At 42.1% G+C, this 16395-nt stretch carries 11 protein-coding genes and 1 pseudogene; 4 read left to right on the forward strand and 8 right to left on the reverse strand.

The features are described 5' to 3' along the window. Positions 1 to 129 precede the first annotated feature (129 nt). Positions 130 to 1179: an IS110 family transposase gene (locus tag GVO63_RS09175; RefSeq protein WP_159579301.1), complete on the forward strand. Its 1050-nt coding sequence runs from the start codon at positions 130 to 132 to the stop codon at positions 1177 to 1179. Between the two features lie 850 nt (positions 1180 to 2029). Here the strand turns inward: GVO63_RS09175 and GVO63_RS09180 are convergent. Continuing rightward, positions 2030 to 2374: a lactoylglutathione lyase gene (locus GVO63_RS09180; RefSeq protein ID WP_159579303.1), complete on the reverse strand. Its 345-nt coding sequence runs from the start codon at positions 2372 to 2374 to the stop codon at positions 2030 to 2032. An 815-nt stretch (positions 2375 to 3189) separates the two neighbouring features. On the opposite strand from GVO63_RS09180, the gene GVO63_RS09185 reads away from it, so the two are divergent. Further along, complete coding sequence (locus tag GVO63_RS09185; protein WP_159495403.1) at positions 3190 to 4155, forward strand: integron integrase; 966 nt, start codon at positions 3190 to 3192, stop codon at positions 4153 to 4155. A 241-nt stretch (positions 4156 to 4396) separates the two neighbouring features. On the opposite strand, the gene GVO63_RS09190 is transcribed toward GVO63_RS09185, so the two are convergent. From GVO63_RS09190 to GVO63_RS09200, 3 genes are all read right to left on the reverse strand, one after another. Beyond that, entirely contained in the window at positions 4397 to 7255 is a 2859-nt protein-coding gene (locus GVO63_RS09190) for an alpha-L-rhamnosidase (RefSeq protein WP_159579305.1), read from the reverse strand. A gap of 284 nt (positions 7256 to 7539) precedes the next feature. Beyond that, a complete protein-coding gene (locus GVO63_RS09195; RefSeq protein WP_201281895.1) occupies positions 7540 to 8958 on the reverse strand; it encodes a sugar porter family MFS transporter in 1419 nt (472 codons plus the stop codon). A gap of 31 nt (positions 8959 to 8989) precedes the next feature. Further along, positions 8990 to 10204, reverse strand: a complete 1215-nt coding sequence (locus tag GVO63_RS09200) for a DNA-binding transcriptional regulator (protein WP_159495405.1) — start codon at positions 10202 to 10204, stop codon at positions 8990 to 8992. A 172-nt stretch (positions 10205 to 10376) separates the two neighbouring features. Between GVO63_RS09200 and xylB the strand changes: the two genes are divergently transcribed. Both xylB and xylA read left to right on the forward strand, forming a co-directional pair. Beyond that, positions 10377 to 11837: a xylulokinase gene (xylB, locus tag GVO63_RS09205; protein ID WP_159579307.1), complete on the forward strand. Its 1461-nt coding sequence runs from the start codon at positions 10377 to 10379 to the stop codon at positions 11835 to 11837. Positions 11838 to 11910: 73 nt separating this feature from the next. After that, a complete protein-coding gene (xylA, locus tag GVO63_RS09210; protein ID WP_159495408.1) occupies positions 11911 to 13230 on the forward strand; it encodes a xylose isomerase in 1320 nt (439 codons plus the stop codon). Between the two features lie 643 nt (positions 13231 to 13873). Here xylA and GVO63_RS09215 read toward each other — a convergent pair. The 4 genes and pseudogenes from GVO63_RS09215 to GVO63_RS09230 all read right to left on the reverse strand — a co-directional run bounded on the left by GVO63_RS09215 (position 13874) and on the right by GVO63_RS09230 (position 16307). Continuing rightward, complete coding sequence (locus tag GVO63_RS09215) at positions 13874 to 14788, reverse strand: HipA domain-containing protein (protein WP_236552113.1); 915 nt, start codon at positions 14786 to 14788, stop codon at positions 13874 to 13876. Positions 14789 to 14893: 105 nt separating this feature from the next. Beyond that, positions 14894 to 15156: pseudogene (locus GVO63_RS09220) on the reverse strand (HipA N-terminal domain-containing protein); the annotation flags it as partial. A gap of 2 nt (positions 15157 to 15158) precedes the next feature. Beyond that, a complete protein-coding gene (locus GVO63_RS09225; protein ID WP_159579313.1) occupies positions 15159 to 15533 on the reverse strand; it encodes a helix-turn-helix domain-containing protein in 375 nt (124 codons plus the stop codon). 171 nt (positions 15534 to 15704) lie between these two features. Beyond that, positions 15705 to 16307 carry a hypothetical protein gene (locus tag GVO63_RS09230; RefSeq protein ID WP_159579315.1) on the reverse strand — a complete coding sequence of 201 codons (603 nt, stop codon included), beginning with the start codon at positions 16305 to 16307 and terminating at the stop codon, positions 15705 to 15707. Positions 16308 to 16395: the final 88 nt, after the last annotated feature.

Here is a 16395-nt window from a genome sequence, read left to right on the forward strand (position 1 = left end):
GCCCCGCGTGTATGCGTCTCCAGCGAGCGAAGCGAGAGCCTTGAGTGGTTTGATAATCATTGAGCCTCCTCCCTATCAGCATAAACTGAGTTTATCCTGATAGGCGACCAAACCAAGGGAGAAAACTCAATGAACTTTTATACTAATACACATCCGTACTATTGTGGAATCGATCTTCATACAAGACTGCTTTATGTCTGCATCATTGATAATGAAAACAACATTCTCGTTCACGAAAAAATCGATGATTCACCCGATAAACTGTTAGCGCTTCTAAAACCATATCTGGGCAATATCGTTGTTGGTGTGGAATGTATGCACTGTTGGTATTGGGTGTCTGACTTTTGTGAAGAGCACAATATTGATTTCATTCTTGGCCATGCGCTTTACATGAAAGCCATCCACGCCGGTAAAACGAAGAATGATAAAATCGACGCGCTAAAAATAGCGAAGTTGATCCGTGGAGGAAACTTCCCGCTCGCGCATGCGTATTCAAAGGAGCATCGCTCAATTCGTGATGCGCTGCGTCGGCGCACCCATATAATGAGGATGAGTGCACAGCTGAAAGCGCACGTTGCCAGCACGGTCAGTCAATACAACTTACCCGCATTAGAAACGCGTTTAGATTTAAGAAACTCACCTGATAGAGAAAAGATGCGCCACTTTTTTCCAGACGAAGCAGTACAGAAAAGCATGGATTTAAACCTAAACATTATCGAAACCATGGTGAGTGAGCTCTACAAGATTGAACATTATGTAAAGACTCAGGCACAAACACACTGCGCTACAGATTTACATATTCTAAAGTCGTTTCCAGGTATCGGGAAAATTCTAGCCCTCACCATTTTATACGAAGTTGGCGATATTAAACGGTTTCCATCAGTTCAGAAGTTTGCCTCGTATTCACGGTTAGTCAAATGCAAAGCTGAGTCGGCCGGAAAAACATACGGTACGCAGGGAAATAAGATTGGTAATGCTCATTTAAAATGGGCATATAGTGAAGCAGCGGTGTTGTACCTTAAAGGTAATGACAACGCGAAACGGTATCTAGCCAAGCTTCAAAAGCGAATGAGCAAGGCGAAGGCTTTATCTGCACTCGCTCACAAAATTGGGCGATGTACTTATTTTATGTTGAAGAACCAGCAGGTATTCGATGAAGAACGCTTTTTAAACGGGTAAGTCGCACAGTGGCATGAGCTTAAACGTCTAACTGGTTTAATGGTGAGTATCTCTTTTATCGCGCAATAGTCTGCAAAAGCAGCTTAGATAAATATACCGAAATGCCAAAACCTGTTGGTTTGATTAGACGTGTCACCGTTGCGCATTTCTACCTTTTTACGAATTTGCTTACACCTTCACTGAACCTGATACTAACTGGTCAATGCAGCCACTTAGCTTTGAATAGGACAGAGGAAGGTTAACCGATGAATGTCTAGTGCCGTTGCCAGTCAAAAGGAATTGAAAAGCGCAACAACAAGAGCCTCTATATGTGTTTGACGTAGGCAATTTGCCTAACATCAGCCATGACAGACGAAGTAAACGAGTTCTAAAAAGGCAACGGTATTGATCTTGAAATAGTGGTCAAAGGGCTATCTTTTTTCATTGACAGCCCGGAGGCTCATATGTGTTATGCGTAAAAACACCAAACCACCTTTTAGTTAAATGGTGCAGCCACTAAATTTATTACGTTTTTGAGTAACCATTACATTTTTCCCAAATAGCTATCAGTAGTCCAATGCCAACTGAAAACAAAACTAATAATAACGATGCATTAAGAATAGTTGATGGTGTTACTAATTCCCAACTCCCCCCGAATGTGACCTTTATTACCACCAATAGAATTAGTGTAAACAGGATAAAAAATGAATTTTTCCAAAAACGGTCAAAAAATTGAGATTTGAAAAATGAGCTGATTTTTTATTCTCCGATACGCATAACGCTAAGCTAACGGGCACAAATGCAGCGGTAAAATGCGAAGCACCGCTGCGTTTGTGTCCCAGTGACCGTAGGGAACGTGTTAAGCGCCTTGTTAGCTGCCCAACTGCGTAATGTGCAACAGTTCACCAACTGGCCCCCATAAATAAAAAACCTTACCCCAAGACTCCTGTTGAATTGGCGTAATCTTGGTTTTATGTTCCGACTTAGAGCATAACTTATGTGCATCGTAGATGTCTGAAACGCATATTTGCAACATGAAATTCTTGGCTAAATCTTCATTGTAGAAGCGCTGCAAAAAGAAAAGACAATCTCCGTTTTCAAAAAGGGTGAGGTCATCGGTTACGTATTCTGATTTGAACCCAATTTCCGAGTAAAAAGACTTTGAGATTTCATAATCCTTACTTGGAACAAATGTTTTTATATCTATTACATCCATGATTCTTTCCAAAGGCTGCTAACTTTTAAATAAGGGGCGATAACGCGTAGGGCATAATAGCGAAGCGGCCCTGCGTGTTAGCGTCCCAGTGGGCTTTAGCCCACGACTTAATTTTTTTGTTATACACAAACCGTATGTTAACTGCCAGCATGTTGAAGAAAATAGGGTAAAAGTACCGAATAAAACAACTAGTGATTTAAGCTTTTGCTAGAAGCCAGAGAGAAGGGCGGCTTGAGTTGAAAAGCAAGATTTCCAAGTTACCTTCGGTGCTAACCAAAAACTAAAACGAACCCCCAAAGCTGTTGTAAAAAAGCGCTGAACTTTGACTTACTTTTTACTAAAAAATGGGTGGTGTATAACATCTTATTATAGAGACTTCACTGTAACACGCAGTAGGTTTCATGCAACAAAACTCCACAAATGTTCTGGATATCATGCTCTTACAAGATTGATAACGATAAAGTTAAATACTTTTGGTGCATATTACTAAGAATTCTCTTTAATAACGGGCACATTTTGTAAGCTAATATTTCATTATCAATAAGTTATCAGTTTTATATGCTTAAATTTGCTGATTACTAAGACTTCTCATTAAATCCAAAGTTAAACTGTACTCTATTGTCGCTAGAGCCGGGGCTTACAGCGTATTTTGAGGAAATTTCTTGTGTGGTTACTAAGAACTCTTATTAATATCATAAGATAAACTGACCAATGCTTCTGTATATACTGGGCTACAACTCCATTTATCCAATTTTATGATGCGTGTTACTGAGACTTCTCAGTAATTACACAACATCATTTATTGGAGGATTGTTATGGGTCAAAGCCCTTTCATAGAAAAAATTCGTGCTATTTTGCGGACTAAGCATTACTCAATTCAGACCGAAAAAACCTACATACTATGGATAAAGCGTTTTATTATTTTTAATCAAAAACGTCACCCCGAAGAACTAGGTGAGCAGGAAGTGACAGACTTCCTAACATACTTGGCTGTTAAGCGGCATGTAACCTCATCCACCCAAAATCTCGCTCTGTGTGCAATTGTCTTTATGTACAAACATGTGTTCGAACGTGAACTAACCTTGTTGCCAGACACGGTTAGGGCCCGCGCTCCCAAACGCATACCAACAGTACTTAGCCATGAGGAAACACTTTCTATCATCAGTCACATGAGTGAGAAGTATCAGCTAGCTTTCTCGTTGCTATATGGATGCGGTTTGCGAAAAGCAGAACTGCTCAAACTACGTGTTAAAGATATCGACTTTGAGGGAAAAAGTGTTTTTGTTTTTCGCGGTAAAGGAGGCAAAGACCGCGTAACAATGTTGCCCAACAACCTTCATGAGGAACTCAAAAAGCAAATCAATGCAGTAGCGGTTATCCATCAAAGAGACCTTGCTGAAGGTGCCGGTGAAACCAGCCTCCCAACAGGGTTAGCTAGAAAATATCCGTATGCGATTAAAGAGTTGAAATGGCAGTATCTTTTTCCATCGGCTACTCGGTGTCAACATCCAGTAGATGGTTACTACTGTCGTCATCATTTGCACTGGACATCGTTAACCAAAGCCTTACGAGCAGCGGTTAAGAAAGCTGGAGTAAGAAAGCATGTTACCGCACACACGTTTAGGCATTCCTTTGCAACGCAACTTCTTCTCTCTGGGGCTGACATAAGAACGGTTCAAGAGTTGCTGGGACACAATGACCTGCGAACCACGCAAATCTATACGCATGTCATTGGCCAGCATTCCTCGGGCACAATAAGTCCATTAGATAGAAGGAACTAAAATGTCACTAAAGCGGTTGCTATAAGTAGCTTTGAGCAACCGCTTTCCATCTAAATAAATCTGCATTGCATTTGTCAGCGAATGTCCGCTTCACGTCTCATAGGTGCCATTAAATTTTGAATGGGCCAACTTCCGCCATACGTACTTGGCGGCCTTACGACTTAGGCCAAAATTATTCTTTTTCTCTAACTAAAAAAAGCGCCGTTAAGAACAACGGCGCTATTTAACATATCATTATATTCTACTGTTCAATCGTTATTGAATATTGCCCGGCTTCATATATACGGCTTGGTTTACCCTGCAACGAAACCATGGCTGAGGAATTGTTAGGCACCTCGAATTGCCAATGGATATTATTGCCAAGGCGTTGCCAATTACTCACTATTTTCCCATAGCCAGTCTTATAACTCACTTCAACCCATTCTAGATTTTTGGGGAATACGGGCGACAGCTCAAAATGCTGGTAACCTGGATTGTCGCCGAGAGGTCGAATACCGCCTAAACCCTCGTAAAACCAACCGTCATACCCACTGTGAAAAGGGTGGTTTAATGAGCGGCCCGGCGGGTTTCTACCTTCAGGGTCTTTAGTTGGATCCCATACGCCTTTACGCTCCCATAGGGTTGTTGCTTTTAGATTATCGAATTGCCACTGGTAACCTGGATAGCCTTGAGCCGTAAATATACCAAAAGCAGTATCTCCGTAACCGTAATCGCTCAGTGCGCGATATACATAAGTTTGACCCAATGCGCCAATAGAGCCGTGACCATTCCAATTTTCCACGACATCTTTATTCAGTGCTTCGGCAACAGAAGGCCTTAAGTGTATAGGGGTAATACCGAATCTAAGTGCCATGGCATCAGCGGTTTGGCTTCCATAATGCCCGGTTTCTGCGTTGTAAAATTCTTTGTGATATTGCGTGGCGATCCTTTCGAATAAAGCACTATAGTGTTTAGCTTTTTCTGGTTTATTCAGAAGCGTAGACATTTTAGCCATTAGTTCGGCGCCATGTGCTAAAAAGCCAGATGTCGTCATCGTTGGTAGAGTATATTCAGGATTACAGCGCTTGCGCGTCATCCCGGGTACTCGAACTGGGTCACACCAGTCACCATAGCCATCGCGCAGAAGGTTATTGGTGAGTTGTGTCTCCGCAGCGTCCATGTATTCCACCATACTTTCGTACTGCTCGGCGATTACTTGGATATCACCATGATGGCGGTAATGCTCCCAAGCAATAATGACTTCAGCTACGGCCCAATCATACTTTTCGCCATGTGAACGTTTACCAGGTACGACTGCCGGTGCGATGTGACTCGATGTCTCGAAGTCACCTAAGTATTTTTCCCAGAGGTTTTGCATATCGTAATTGTAGTTGCCAGTGATAAGCGCTGCGTGCGCATCGCCTGTCCACCCAGCTCGCTCTCTTATTGGGCAGTCCATCGGTAGCGCCATTAAATTTCCTTCGTAACTCCACAGCGCCATGTCATGAATTTTGTTTAGTAAGTTGCTCGAACTTTTAAATTGCCCAGCAATTTCAACGTCGCTTCGAACTAGGTGTCCGTGTACGGCGTTAAAATCTGGCTCGAAGTCTATGCCTGTTAATTCCAAGTAACGGAATCCATGCCAAGTAAAAATTGGACTCCAAAACTGCGCGTCTTCTCCTGATGCTATATAGGTATCAACTTGTTTTAAGAGCGGGGCTCCGCCACCTGATTTTTGGCTCAAATTACCGTCAATGTCTGCCCACTCTCCGTAGCGCATATGGACAGCTTGCCCAGACTTTAAATTTAGGGCTTCTAGGTTCAATGTTGGTATACCAGTGAAGTTTTGTCCGAAGTCGAAAACCCATACATTCTTTCGCGGTTGATAAAGCTTAATAGGTTCTAATTTTTTTACTGCTCTTATTGGCGGTAGAAGCTGCGGTTCCAATGATTCAGTAGGCCATTCATCCAAGGCTTCAACCGGTTGCCAGTTAACTAGATTATTTGCAGATGTATTTACGTTCCATCCTTCAACTGCTTCGTTTTGGTCGTAAAGCTCTCCAGAAAAAAGTCCTTCTTTTAAAATAGGCGAGGGATGTGATATCCAATTTTCATTGGATGTAATAATCTGACGGTTTCCATCTTCATAAATGAGTTCTAATTGCGCTATAAATTTCGGCTGTCCATAGGATAAAGTTTTCTGATTTCTCTCATTCTTAGCTGCGTCTGGGTTAGACCATTTGCTAAAGGCAATGTTCTCGTCATACCAGCCGCTTCCAAGATGAACAGCGATAGTGTTCTCACCATTTAAAAGTAAGCTGCTAACTTCATCAGTGTTGTAAAGAATGCGCTTATCAAAATCAGTTTGGCCCGGGTCAGCAAGTCGATCATCGACCTTCTGTCCGTTTAAGAATATTTCATAGTATCCACCAGCTGTACTGTGGAGTTTTGCTCGCGTAAGTTTTTTGCCGCTTTCTGTTGTGAAAGAGTGACGGAATAGGCTGGCAGTTGGCTGTAGCTTCAATTGTTCAACAACACCTAACTGTTTTTGTAGGTCGTTCTCTGTTAATTTTTCAGTAATGTCCGGGTGAACATTGGCTGCATATTTTATCCAGTCCAGTCTGTCTTCCGTTATCTGCGCTATTTCGCGTTCTTTAACTTGCAACCATTTTGCCTGCCAGTCGGATTTATTAAGCAAGCCCATTTCCCAGTATGAGGAGTTGCTCCATTCGCTAGGCTGCTCGGCGTCTTTTGACCAAACTCTAACTCTCCAAAAGGCTGTTTTATTTGCCTTTAGAGTTGAGCCCTGATACGGAACATTAACGGATACACTGGATATGACCTTTCCACTATCCCATAGATCTGCTAAGCCAGAAACTAACTGATTTAGACTAGAAGCTACTTGAATTTGATAAGCATACTGGGTTTCAACGTTAGAATACCAAGACAACCTTGGAGCTTCTTTGTGAACGTTTAGCGGATTGATATTATCCTCTACTAGTAAGTTACTAGGCTGAAGGTGCTCAGCGGGTAGTGATTCAATAACACTGTTGGTTGGTTCATTAAAGGAACAAGCAACTAACGAGAGTAATAGGAGTACTAAGTTGAAGTGTCTTAACATGTGATTTTGTTCTTTCTATACGATTCTAAAGGCTCATGATAAATAGGTAGCTTTTTCCTAAACTGATACCCAACATTTGTAATTAAATTGTTTTGTTAAAATCAGGCGTCGTCTTTAAGGCGAAAGGGCTTTGATTCAGCCGATTATTTCAGACCAGCACGCTAAAAACTCTTTATTCCAGCCAGAAATATAATTGAAAAAAAAGAATGAAATAGGTGCCAGTAAAATTTCGTAAAGACACCTATTTAACTAGTAACAGAGTTACGATTCTTGGAGGCAAAGAATTAACCCTGCATATCTTCGAGTTCTACGCCCTTTGTCTCGTATACATAACGAACAACAAATATAATCGACAGCATTGAGAAAATAGCATATAGACCGTAAGCGCCCGCAAGTCCTATACCGGCTAATAGCATAGGGAACGACCAGGTGATAAGAAAGTTGGTAGACCATTGGACTAAGCCACTTACAGCAAGACCTGAACCTCTTATCTGATTCGGGAACATTTCTCCTAACATTACCCACATCACAGGTCCCCATGAAAAGTTGAAACAGAAAACATATAGGTTTGCGGCTATCAAAGCTATTGGGCCCCACTCGTTAAGAGATAACTTTCCATCAACGCTCTGTTCAGCATTTAGGAAGGCAATAGTGACGACGGCGAGCGTAGCTGTCATGCCAATAGATCCCCACTTTAACAAAGGTTTACGCCCAATTTTGTCAATAACGGCCAGGGCGACTAAGCATGCTGCTATACTTATTGCGCCACTTAAAACATTTATCAGTAATGCATCCGACTCAGAAAAGCCTACCGCTTGCCATAGTACAGCACCGTAGTAAAACACAACGTTTATACCTACAAGCTGTTGGAGGGCAGCTAACCCGATACCCACCCACACTATAGGCTTGAGTTTTCCTGAGCTTGGATGAATTAAATCTTTCAATTGAGGTTTATGGTCGTTAGACAAAGTCGCCTCTATTTCTGAAAGTTTACTTTGAGCTTTTTCGCCGTAAAGCTTAGCCAGGACCGTGCTAGCCTTGCCATTTTTCTGCTTAACTACGAGAAAGCGAGGGCTTTCGGGAATAAATAATAGCATTATGAAAAAGAGCGATGCCGGTACTAACTCCATCCAGAACATCCAACGCCAGGCTTCAAATTCAAGCCAAAGTTTTTGTGTTGAACCTGAAGCAATATCTGCAAGAAAATAATTACTCAGAAACGCAGTAAAAAGCCCTCCGATAATAGCTATTTGCTGTATAGATGCCAGCATGCCTCTATATTTAGCTGGAGATACCTCTGCTATGTAAGCGGGGGCCATGACAGAAGCAGCACCCACGGCGAGACCACCGATAACTCGATAAATAACGAACTCGACACTGCTTGTTGCGATACCTGAACCCCAAGCACTGACTACAAAGAAAACTGCAGCGACAAGAAGTAGGGATTTCCGGCCGTATTGGTCCGCTAACCGTCCTGCAAAAAAAGCACCGATTGCGCAACCTAATAGCATGCTGGATACATTAAAACCGGTACCTACACTTTGAGAATTAAAAGCGGTCTGCAAGCCATCTACAGTGCCATTTATCACGCCACTGTCAAAGCCAAAAAGGAAACCTCCTATCGTTGCTACAATAGTGATAAAGAGAATAAATCCAGTGTTTGTTGAGTCACTAGGAATATTATTGGTTAACGTTGTGTCCATATTATTTCGCTCTATTGTTCTTGTTCTAAAACTAGGAGATGTTGACGACCGAGCCCTCTGATTCATTTTCAAAGTAATCAGGTTGCGCTGCTTGACGGTATTCAACGGGCGTTTGGTCAAAGTGCTTTCGAAAAAGCGCATACATGTATTGAACAGAGGGATAGCCACAGCGTTTTGCGATTTCGCTACTGTGCGCGTCAGTTTCCTTTAACATTCTGCAGGCTCTGTTCAACTTTTCGTTGTGTATTTCTGTGTGAATGCTATGGCCTCGTTCTTCTTTGAAGCGGGTTTCTAAGTTCGATCTTGAAATGCCGATGTGGTCAAGCACTTGGTCAACCTTTATCCCTTTACAAGCATTCATTCTTATAAAGTGGGCTGCTTGCATTACGAGAGGGTCTTTTATTGCCTTGAAGTCCGTTGACTGTCTTTCTGCTACGGTTACAGGCGGAATCAGTAGCTGAGACCTCTTTGGTGTATGGCCTTTTAGTTGCCTATGAAGAAGTTTGGCCGCTTGGAAACCCATTTCGAGACAACCCTGTCTGACTGAGGACAAACTAACTCGGCTCAAAAATCGTGTCAGCTCATCGTCGTCAATTCCGATAACAGCAAATCGCTCTGGAATTAGGAGGCCTAAGTGGTCGCATGCTTGAAGTAGATGCCTAGCCCGAGAATCTGTAACGGCTACAATACCCGTAGGCGTGGGTAAACTTTTAAGCCAATCGGTAAGCCTTTTTTGAGAGTACTGCCAAGTCTCTGCTCTAACAGCATGCCCACGATAAACATAACATTCGTAGCCATGCTGCTTGGTAAGAGCGAGCATTGCTTGTTCGCGTTCTTGTGCCCACCGCTGTTCTTGACTGATGGGACTACCATAAAATGCGAACCGTTCAATACCTTTTTGGCGTAGGTGTTCAAATGCGGCTTTTACGAGCGCAAAGTTATCAGTAGCGACATAAGGCACGTCGGGATACTTTTCTTTTTCCTGATAAGATCCGCCGACACCAACTACTGGAACAGACGCATTAGATAATGCGCGCTCAATTGCTGGGTTGTCGAAGTCAGCAATGACACCGTCACCGCGCCATTCATCGAAATGTTCTAATCGAGTTAAGAAATCCTCTTCTAAATATAAATCCCAGTCGGCATCTGATGTCTGCAGGTACTGCCCAATTCCTTCGATAATTTGCCTGTCGAATATCTTACTCGCATTCAGAAGTAGCGTAATACTGTGCGCTTTCTCGAACATATTGGCTTCCTACGTATAAACAAATTACGTAACGATTATTATGATTATTAGTTTAGTGATACTAAACCAGGATGTTGTAATTAACAAAACGATTACAAAATTTCATAATTGATATAAACGCTTTTAGTAATCAACATCTGTACATCAACATTGATATTAAAGAGATAGGTCGATGTACATAGGAATAGATCTAGGCACCTCTGGTGTGAAAACGGTGTTAACCAATGAAGCCGGAGCGGTCGTTCAGTCAGTAAGCCGCCCGCTTGGCATATCTATGCCTCACCCCCGATGGTCAGAGCAGGATCCTAATGATTGGTGGCAAGCAACCTGTGATTGTCTTGATGAGCTAAGTAGTAAAAACAACTTATGTTCTGTCAAAGCGATAGGCCTAAGCGGTCAAATGCATGGCGCAACACTTCTGGATAGCGAGGGTAGCGTTTTAAGACCAGCTATATTGTGGAACGATGGTCGCAGTGGCGATGAGTGTGAGGAGATAACTAGCTTAGTTCCTGATTCGTCTATTCGTACAGGCAATCTTATAATGGCGGGATTTACTGCACCTAAACTTCTTTGGGTGAAAAAAAATGAGCCAGAGGTGTTTGCCAGCATACATAAAGTTCTCCTGCCAAAAGACTTTTTGAGGTATCAACTTTCAGGTGAGTATGGATCTGATATGTCCGATGCAGCAGGCACTGTTTGGCTTAATACCGAGTCTCGTAGTTGGGATGAAGAGCTATTAAAAGCCTGCGGTTTGAGCGTCGACAACATGCCTTCTCTTTACGAGGGCAGCAGTACTTCAGGGCACTTAAAAGACACGCTACAGGCGCGCTGGGGAATGAACAATGTAATTATTGCCGGTGGTGCTGGAGACAATGCTGCAGGAGCAATCGGTTGTGGAATTTTTGAGCCTGGTCACGCCATGTTATCGCTTGGTACATCAGGAGTATATTTTGCGGTTACAGATCGATTCAGGGTAAATACTGCTCAGGCCGTTCACAGCTTTTGCCATGCGATTCCTCATCGTTGGCATATGATGTCAGTAATGCTCAGCGCTGCAAGTTGCTTAGAATGGTATGCAAAGCAAAGCGGATATACTGATGTCGGCAGCATGATTGATGATGTACAAGCAAATACAAGCCATCACGATACGCAAACGCCTCTTTTTCTTCCATATCTAACGGGTGAAAGAACGCCTCACAACAACCCTTTAGCTAAAGCCCTATTTTTCGGGATATCAGCATCAACTGAACGCGTAGATATGGCGCGAGCTGTAATAGAAGGGGTGTCCATGGCACTTGCGGATGGCATTGACGCGGTGCATCAAAGTGGCGTTGCAGCAGATTCTATAAGCCTCATTGGAGGAGGCGCGCGCAGTACGTTCTGGCGTCAGCTGCTTAGTGATATAAGCGGGTATAAGTTGGAATATCGAGAGGGCGGAGACGTTGGCCCGGCTCTTGGAGCTGCTAGGCTGGCACAATTAGCAGCCAACCCAGATAAAGAAGTATCAGATATTTGTTTTAAGCCCAAGCTTGAAGCGACATACACTCCGAACAAACAGATCCATGATATATACCTCAACAAACGACAAAAGTTTAGAGAACTTTACTACGCCGTAGAAACATTTTTCTCGTGACGTTAGGGGTAAGCGTTAGAAATTTAAAGTGACCGTTACGCAACGATATAGTGCGGACTACAAAGGAAACCTTATGAGTAATTATTTTGAAAGCATTCCTTCTATAAAATACGAAGGACCAGAGTCAACGAATCCACTTTCTTTCAAGCACTATAACCCTCAAGAGGTGATTGGTGGCAAAACAATGGAAGAGCATCTTCGTTTTGCAGTGTGCTATTGGCATAACTTCTGTTGGGATGGTGCAGATGTATTCGGTGGCGGCACGTTTAATCGACCTTGGCTGGCAGCTGGGGATCCCATGGAGCGGGCAAAACAAAAAGCTGATGTGGCCTTTTCATTTTTCGAAAAGTTGGGCGCGCCTTTTTATTGTTTTCACGATATTGACGTGGCACCAGAAGGCGATACTATTCAAGATTACATTCGCAATTTTGGGGAAATGACGGATGTATTAGCACGTAAACAAGAAGAAACCGGTATGAAACTCTTGTGGGGAACCGCTAACGTATTTAGCCATCCTCGCTATATGTCTGGCGCGGCAACTAACCCAAATCCAGAAATTTTCACTCGGGCTGCTACTCAAGTTTACCATGCTATGAATGCGACCAAAGCCCTCGGTGGCGCAAATTACGTCTTATGGGGTGGTCGCGAAGGCTATGAGACCCTGTTGAATACTGACTTAAAGCGTGAACGCCAACAATTTGGACGCTTTATGAATATGGTTGTTGAGCATAAGCACAAAATCGGTTTTGATGGCTTATTGCTGATTGAGCCGAAGCCTCAAGAGCCCACCAAGCATCAATATGACTACGACACGGCAACTGTTTATGGTTTCCTCAAAGAATTTGGTCTAGAAAAAGAATTTGCTGTAAATATTGAGGCGAATCATGCGACTTTGTCTGGGCATTCATTTCACCATGAAGTAGCTACGGCTTTTGCACTTGAGATTTTCGGCTCAATTGATGCAAATCGCGGTGACCCACAGCTTGGCTGGGATACTGATCAGTTTCCAAATTCAGTAGAAGAGATGACGCTTATTTGTTACGAGATTCTGAAGAACGGCGGTTACACATCGGGTGGATTTAACTTCGATACAAAATTAAGACGTCAAAGCCTCGATGCTGAAGACCTTTTCTTAGGTCATATTGGCGGTATGGACACATGTGCACTTGGTTTGAAGAAAGCTTATGAGTTGATCTCCAACGGCGTGCTAGATAGCAATATTAAGCACCGCTATGCAGAATGGAACTCCGCTTTTGGACGAGAAATTCTAGGTGGGAATGTGTCGCTAGAGTCTTTAGCTGAACATGCGAAAATGAAATCTTTAGATCCTAAGCCTGTGTCAGGAAAGCAAGAAGAGCTAGAAAATCTAGTAAATCAGGTTATCTATAAGTAACGCCCTGAACTAATAAGCGGATTGAAAATCCGCGTGTCCCTGTGGCTGCATCGCGCGTTACAATTTCGTTCGAGGCAACACTATTAAAGCCCTTGCATAGATGTAAGGGCATTTTTGTTCTTACAGTTTGTTCGTAAGTAAAAGTAACGGATTTTGAATCCGTCATGTCTTCCAAGTTCATTACTCTGGCATTGACGGGATATAACGATAAATTTTCAAACAGCTATGCTTTCTCCACAAACTATCTTCGCGATCCATTTTTCTGTTCTGATAATTCGAAGTTATGTCCAAAAAACGTACAGTACCTTCGCGAGGGTATGCGGTTTGCCAATTGCGGCATAAACTATTTTATATAGGCCCTAAATAAGATTAGAAGTTCAGGAATACATTTATTAAAAAAATATTTGAAATGGTAAAAAAGTAACGGAAAATTCATAAAAAATTGAGTCACCACAAAATTTAGATTTTTAAATTTTAATTTCCTTTACTGGAGTTTAGCGGGATGCCGAAAGCGGTATATTGGCCATCATTTTAGTATGTATGGGTGATAATTATCGTGCGTAAATAAATTGATAAAAATGAAACTTTTTGTATTTAATACAGCGAAACTTGGAATGCATTAAGTGGATTCGGGTACATCCATTTATTTATACAATTTTGACGACACACCTTCGGCAATCTGACTTCCAGTATTCTGATAAAAATCAGAAGAGGCATCCTCAAAAGCTTTGCTCAAAGCAACCTCAATATCTACGTTCAGTGCTTCAATGTAGTCCATAGTTAACTTCTCATTTAAAAAAGTTTTACCTGCGTGGGACGCCCAGTGTCTCATTTGGATGTCTGCCCAGATGTAATGATTATTTTTAGACATTACCTTCATAGCCATTTTCAGCTCATTACGTCGGAATTGGTTCTTAAATGGATAAGCAGAAATTACGTCATAAAGAGGCGTGAGCCAATGGCCTGTATTATCAAGGTAAACACTGAATTTTTTAGCGTGGCCATCAATTCCCATTAGCAGCCAGAATACATACTGCGCAAGAAAGAACTGATACATGTCATTTTCGCTATCAGTACTAAAGCGAAGTAGATTGGCTATCTCACTCGCACCCGGGCCCCCATTTACTTCATACTTTGACTGGCCAGGCCTACCAAGCGCTTGGCACATGTCTTCTTGAGTCAGTCGATATATAAGGCCGTCCTCACCTTGTTGCCTATCAAAACGCTCTACCACCAGCGCCTTTTGGTCACCGAAAGTGTGTATATCCGCTTGAGCAACGTTGAAACCCAAGTAACGCATAAATCTCAGGCAGAACCACTCATTATCTACACTGTTTGTTAGCTTTAGACCGTTTTCCAAATCATGCATTGGCAGTTTGAATATATGTGTTGTTGGAGTGGTACCTAGAGGTCGATGCCATTTATCTTCATGAAGTGTCAGAGCGGTTTTCTCTTGTGCGCCTGCAAGAGATATTCTGAATACGTCATCATCATCTATACCCAGGGTTTTACGTCTTACCGTATTCCTTAGGTGCGCTTCGATATCGGCATGACTCATCGCCTCAAGCTTTAATTCGTCGATCCCATCGACTGGTTTCGGAGTCAAAGAAAGAGAGCCCTCACAATCACGTCCAATTTCACTCAACAAATCCTTTGTGTCTGTAGAGTAGGCGCCAACACGGTCAACAATTAACTTACGAATCTCTTTGTCGTCCGGCAGTAAGTTGTCGAAGTAATAGCGCACCAAGTCACCGGTGTGTCTTTTTTAGTAAGCGACATTGATAGGCTAATTGGGTGTGCGTATTCTGTGGATAGCCACTCATCGTCGTAAGCAAATGCATGTGTGGCACCATTGCGCTCGAATGTACCTACATGCCGGCCATTAATGCCTACTGAGAAATTGTTAGTTTTTCTCCTCTTAGCCATAACTATTCCTTAGCTTTATTCTTACTAACAACCACCGGCGTTCTTATTGGCTTACTGATAAACTTACCTGATTCCACTCTTCTTAATGGGCTTTTACCGTCTTTGGGGGCGTTCGGGGGAAAACGCTGTCCACCAGCTACAGATACTATCTCATCTGTTTTATGAGTGTTTTGGCTTGTCATATCGATATTGATATTGAGAACGTTTAGAACCATCAACACAGTACCAAATGACACGCTGGTGGGGTCATTCTCTAATCTCGATACAAAGCGCTGGTCCTTACCAATTTTAGTGGCCAAGTCTGTTTGAGACCACTTTAGAGCCTTTCGTGTAGATGCTATGTAGTGACCTACGTCTTTTGGGGTCTTAATTCTCATCGTTAACTCAAAATATTCCATAAGAAGCGTATTGGTAAATATGCCGTATATTGCATATTATTCAATATTCCTTAATTGGTATATTTTAAAATATACTTTATATAGTATAATTCATGCCATCTGATAGGAAACAGCGTGTTCGGGATGTCCAATTCTAGATGGCTACACTTACTAGATTAAGTTTATGACTCTATTATATAAATCGAACTTGTTGAGTGCTTCTTTTTGAGGATCTCCGGTGCGTCTCTTTGTCTTTTTTGCTGCTCTCCAGCCTTCATTGAAGGCCAGTTCGATAATTAACGATAAGCGCTCTCTGTCGTAGTTTTTCAGTCTTTTGATAAAGCTGTCGAACATCAACTCTGTGCTGTCAAATTTTTCATCACCCAATCGCTGCTTAGCCTGGTCGACATCGTGTTCATAGTCGCGATAGTCTGGTGACAGTAAAAAATCTATCGCTTCCTCCAATGTTTCCGCGCCCACCTGCGCTTTAAACTTATTAAGCATTTTAAGAGAGTGCGATTTTAATTGTAGGTTTTTTATTCCTCTATTCTTTCTATGTTTGTGCGCTCTAAATCTATTTTGAAGCTTTTTAATGGCTTCTTGAGTAATTATTTTTCTAAGACAATCATACGTTATTTTAGGCTCTGAAAAATCAACTTCACTGTCGTTTATAATCTCTTTTTCGCCACTAATAAAATCGTTATTCCTCAATGAGGAAATGAATTTATCAAAATTCTTTTCCATATATTCATGCCAAATTTTATCTTTAATCACTACCCTACCCTTTTATCGTTACATATAACGATTGTATATCACGACTATCATTACTTTACTAATGTAATTTTATTTTAACGTTATATGT

This window comes from Alteromonas sp. KUL106 (assembly GCF_009811415.1).
GTDB lineage: Bacteria > Pseudomonadota > Gammaproteobacteria > Enterobacterales > Alteromonadaceae > Alteromonas.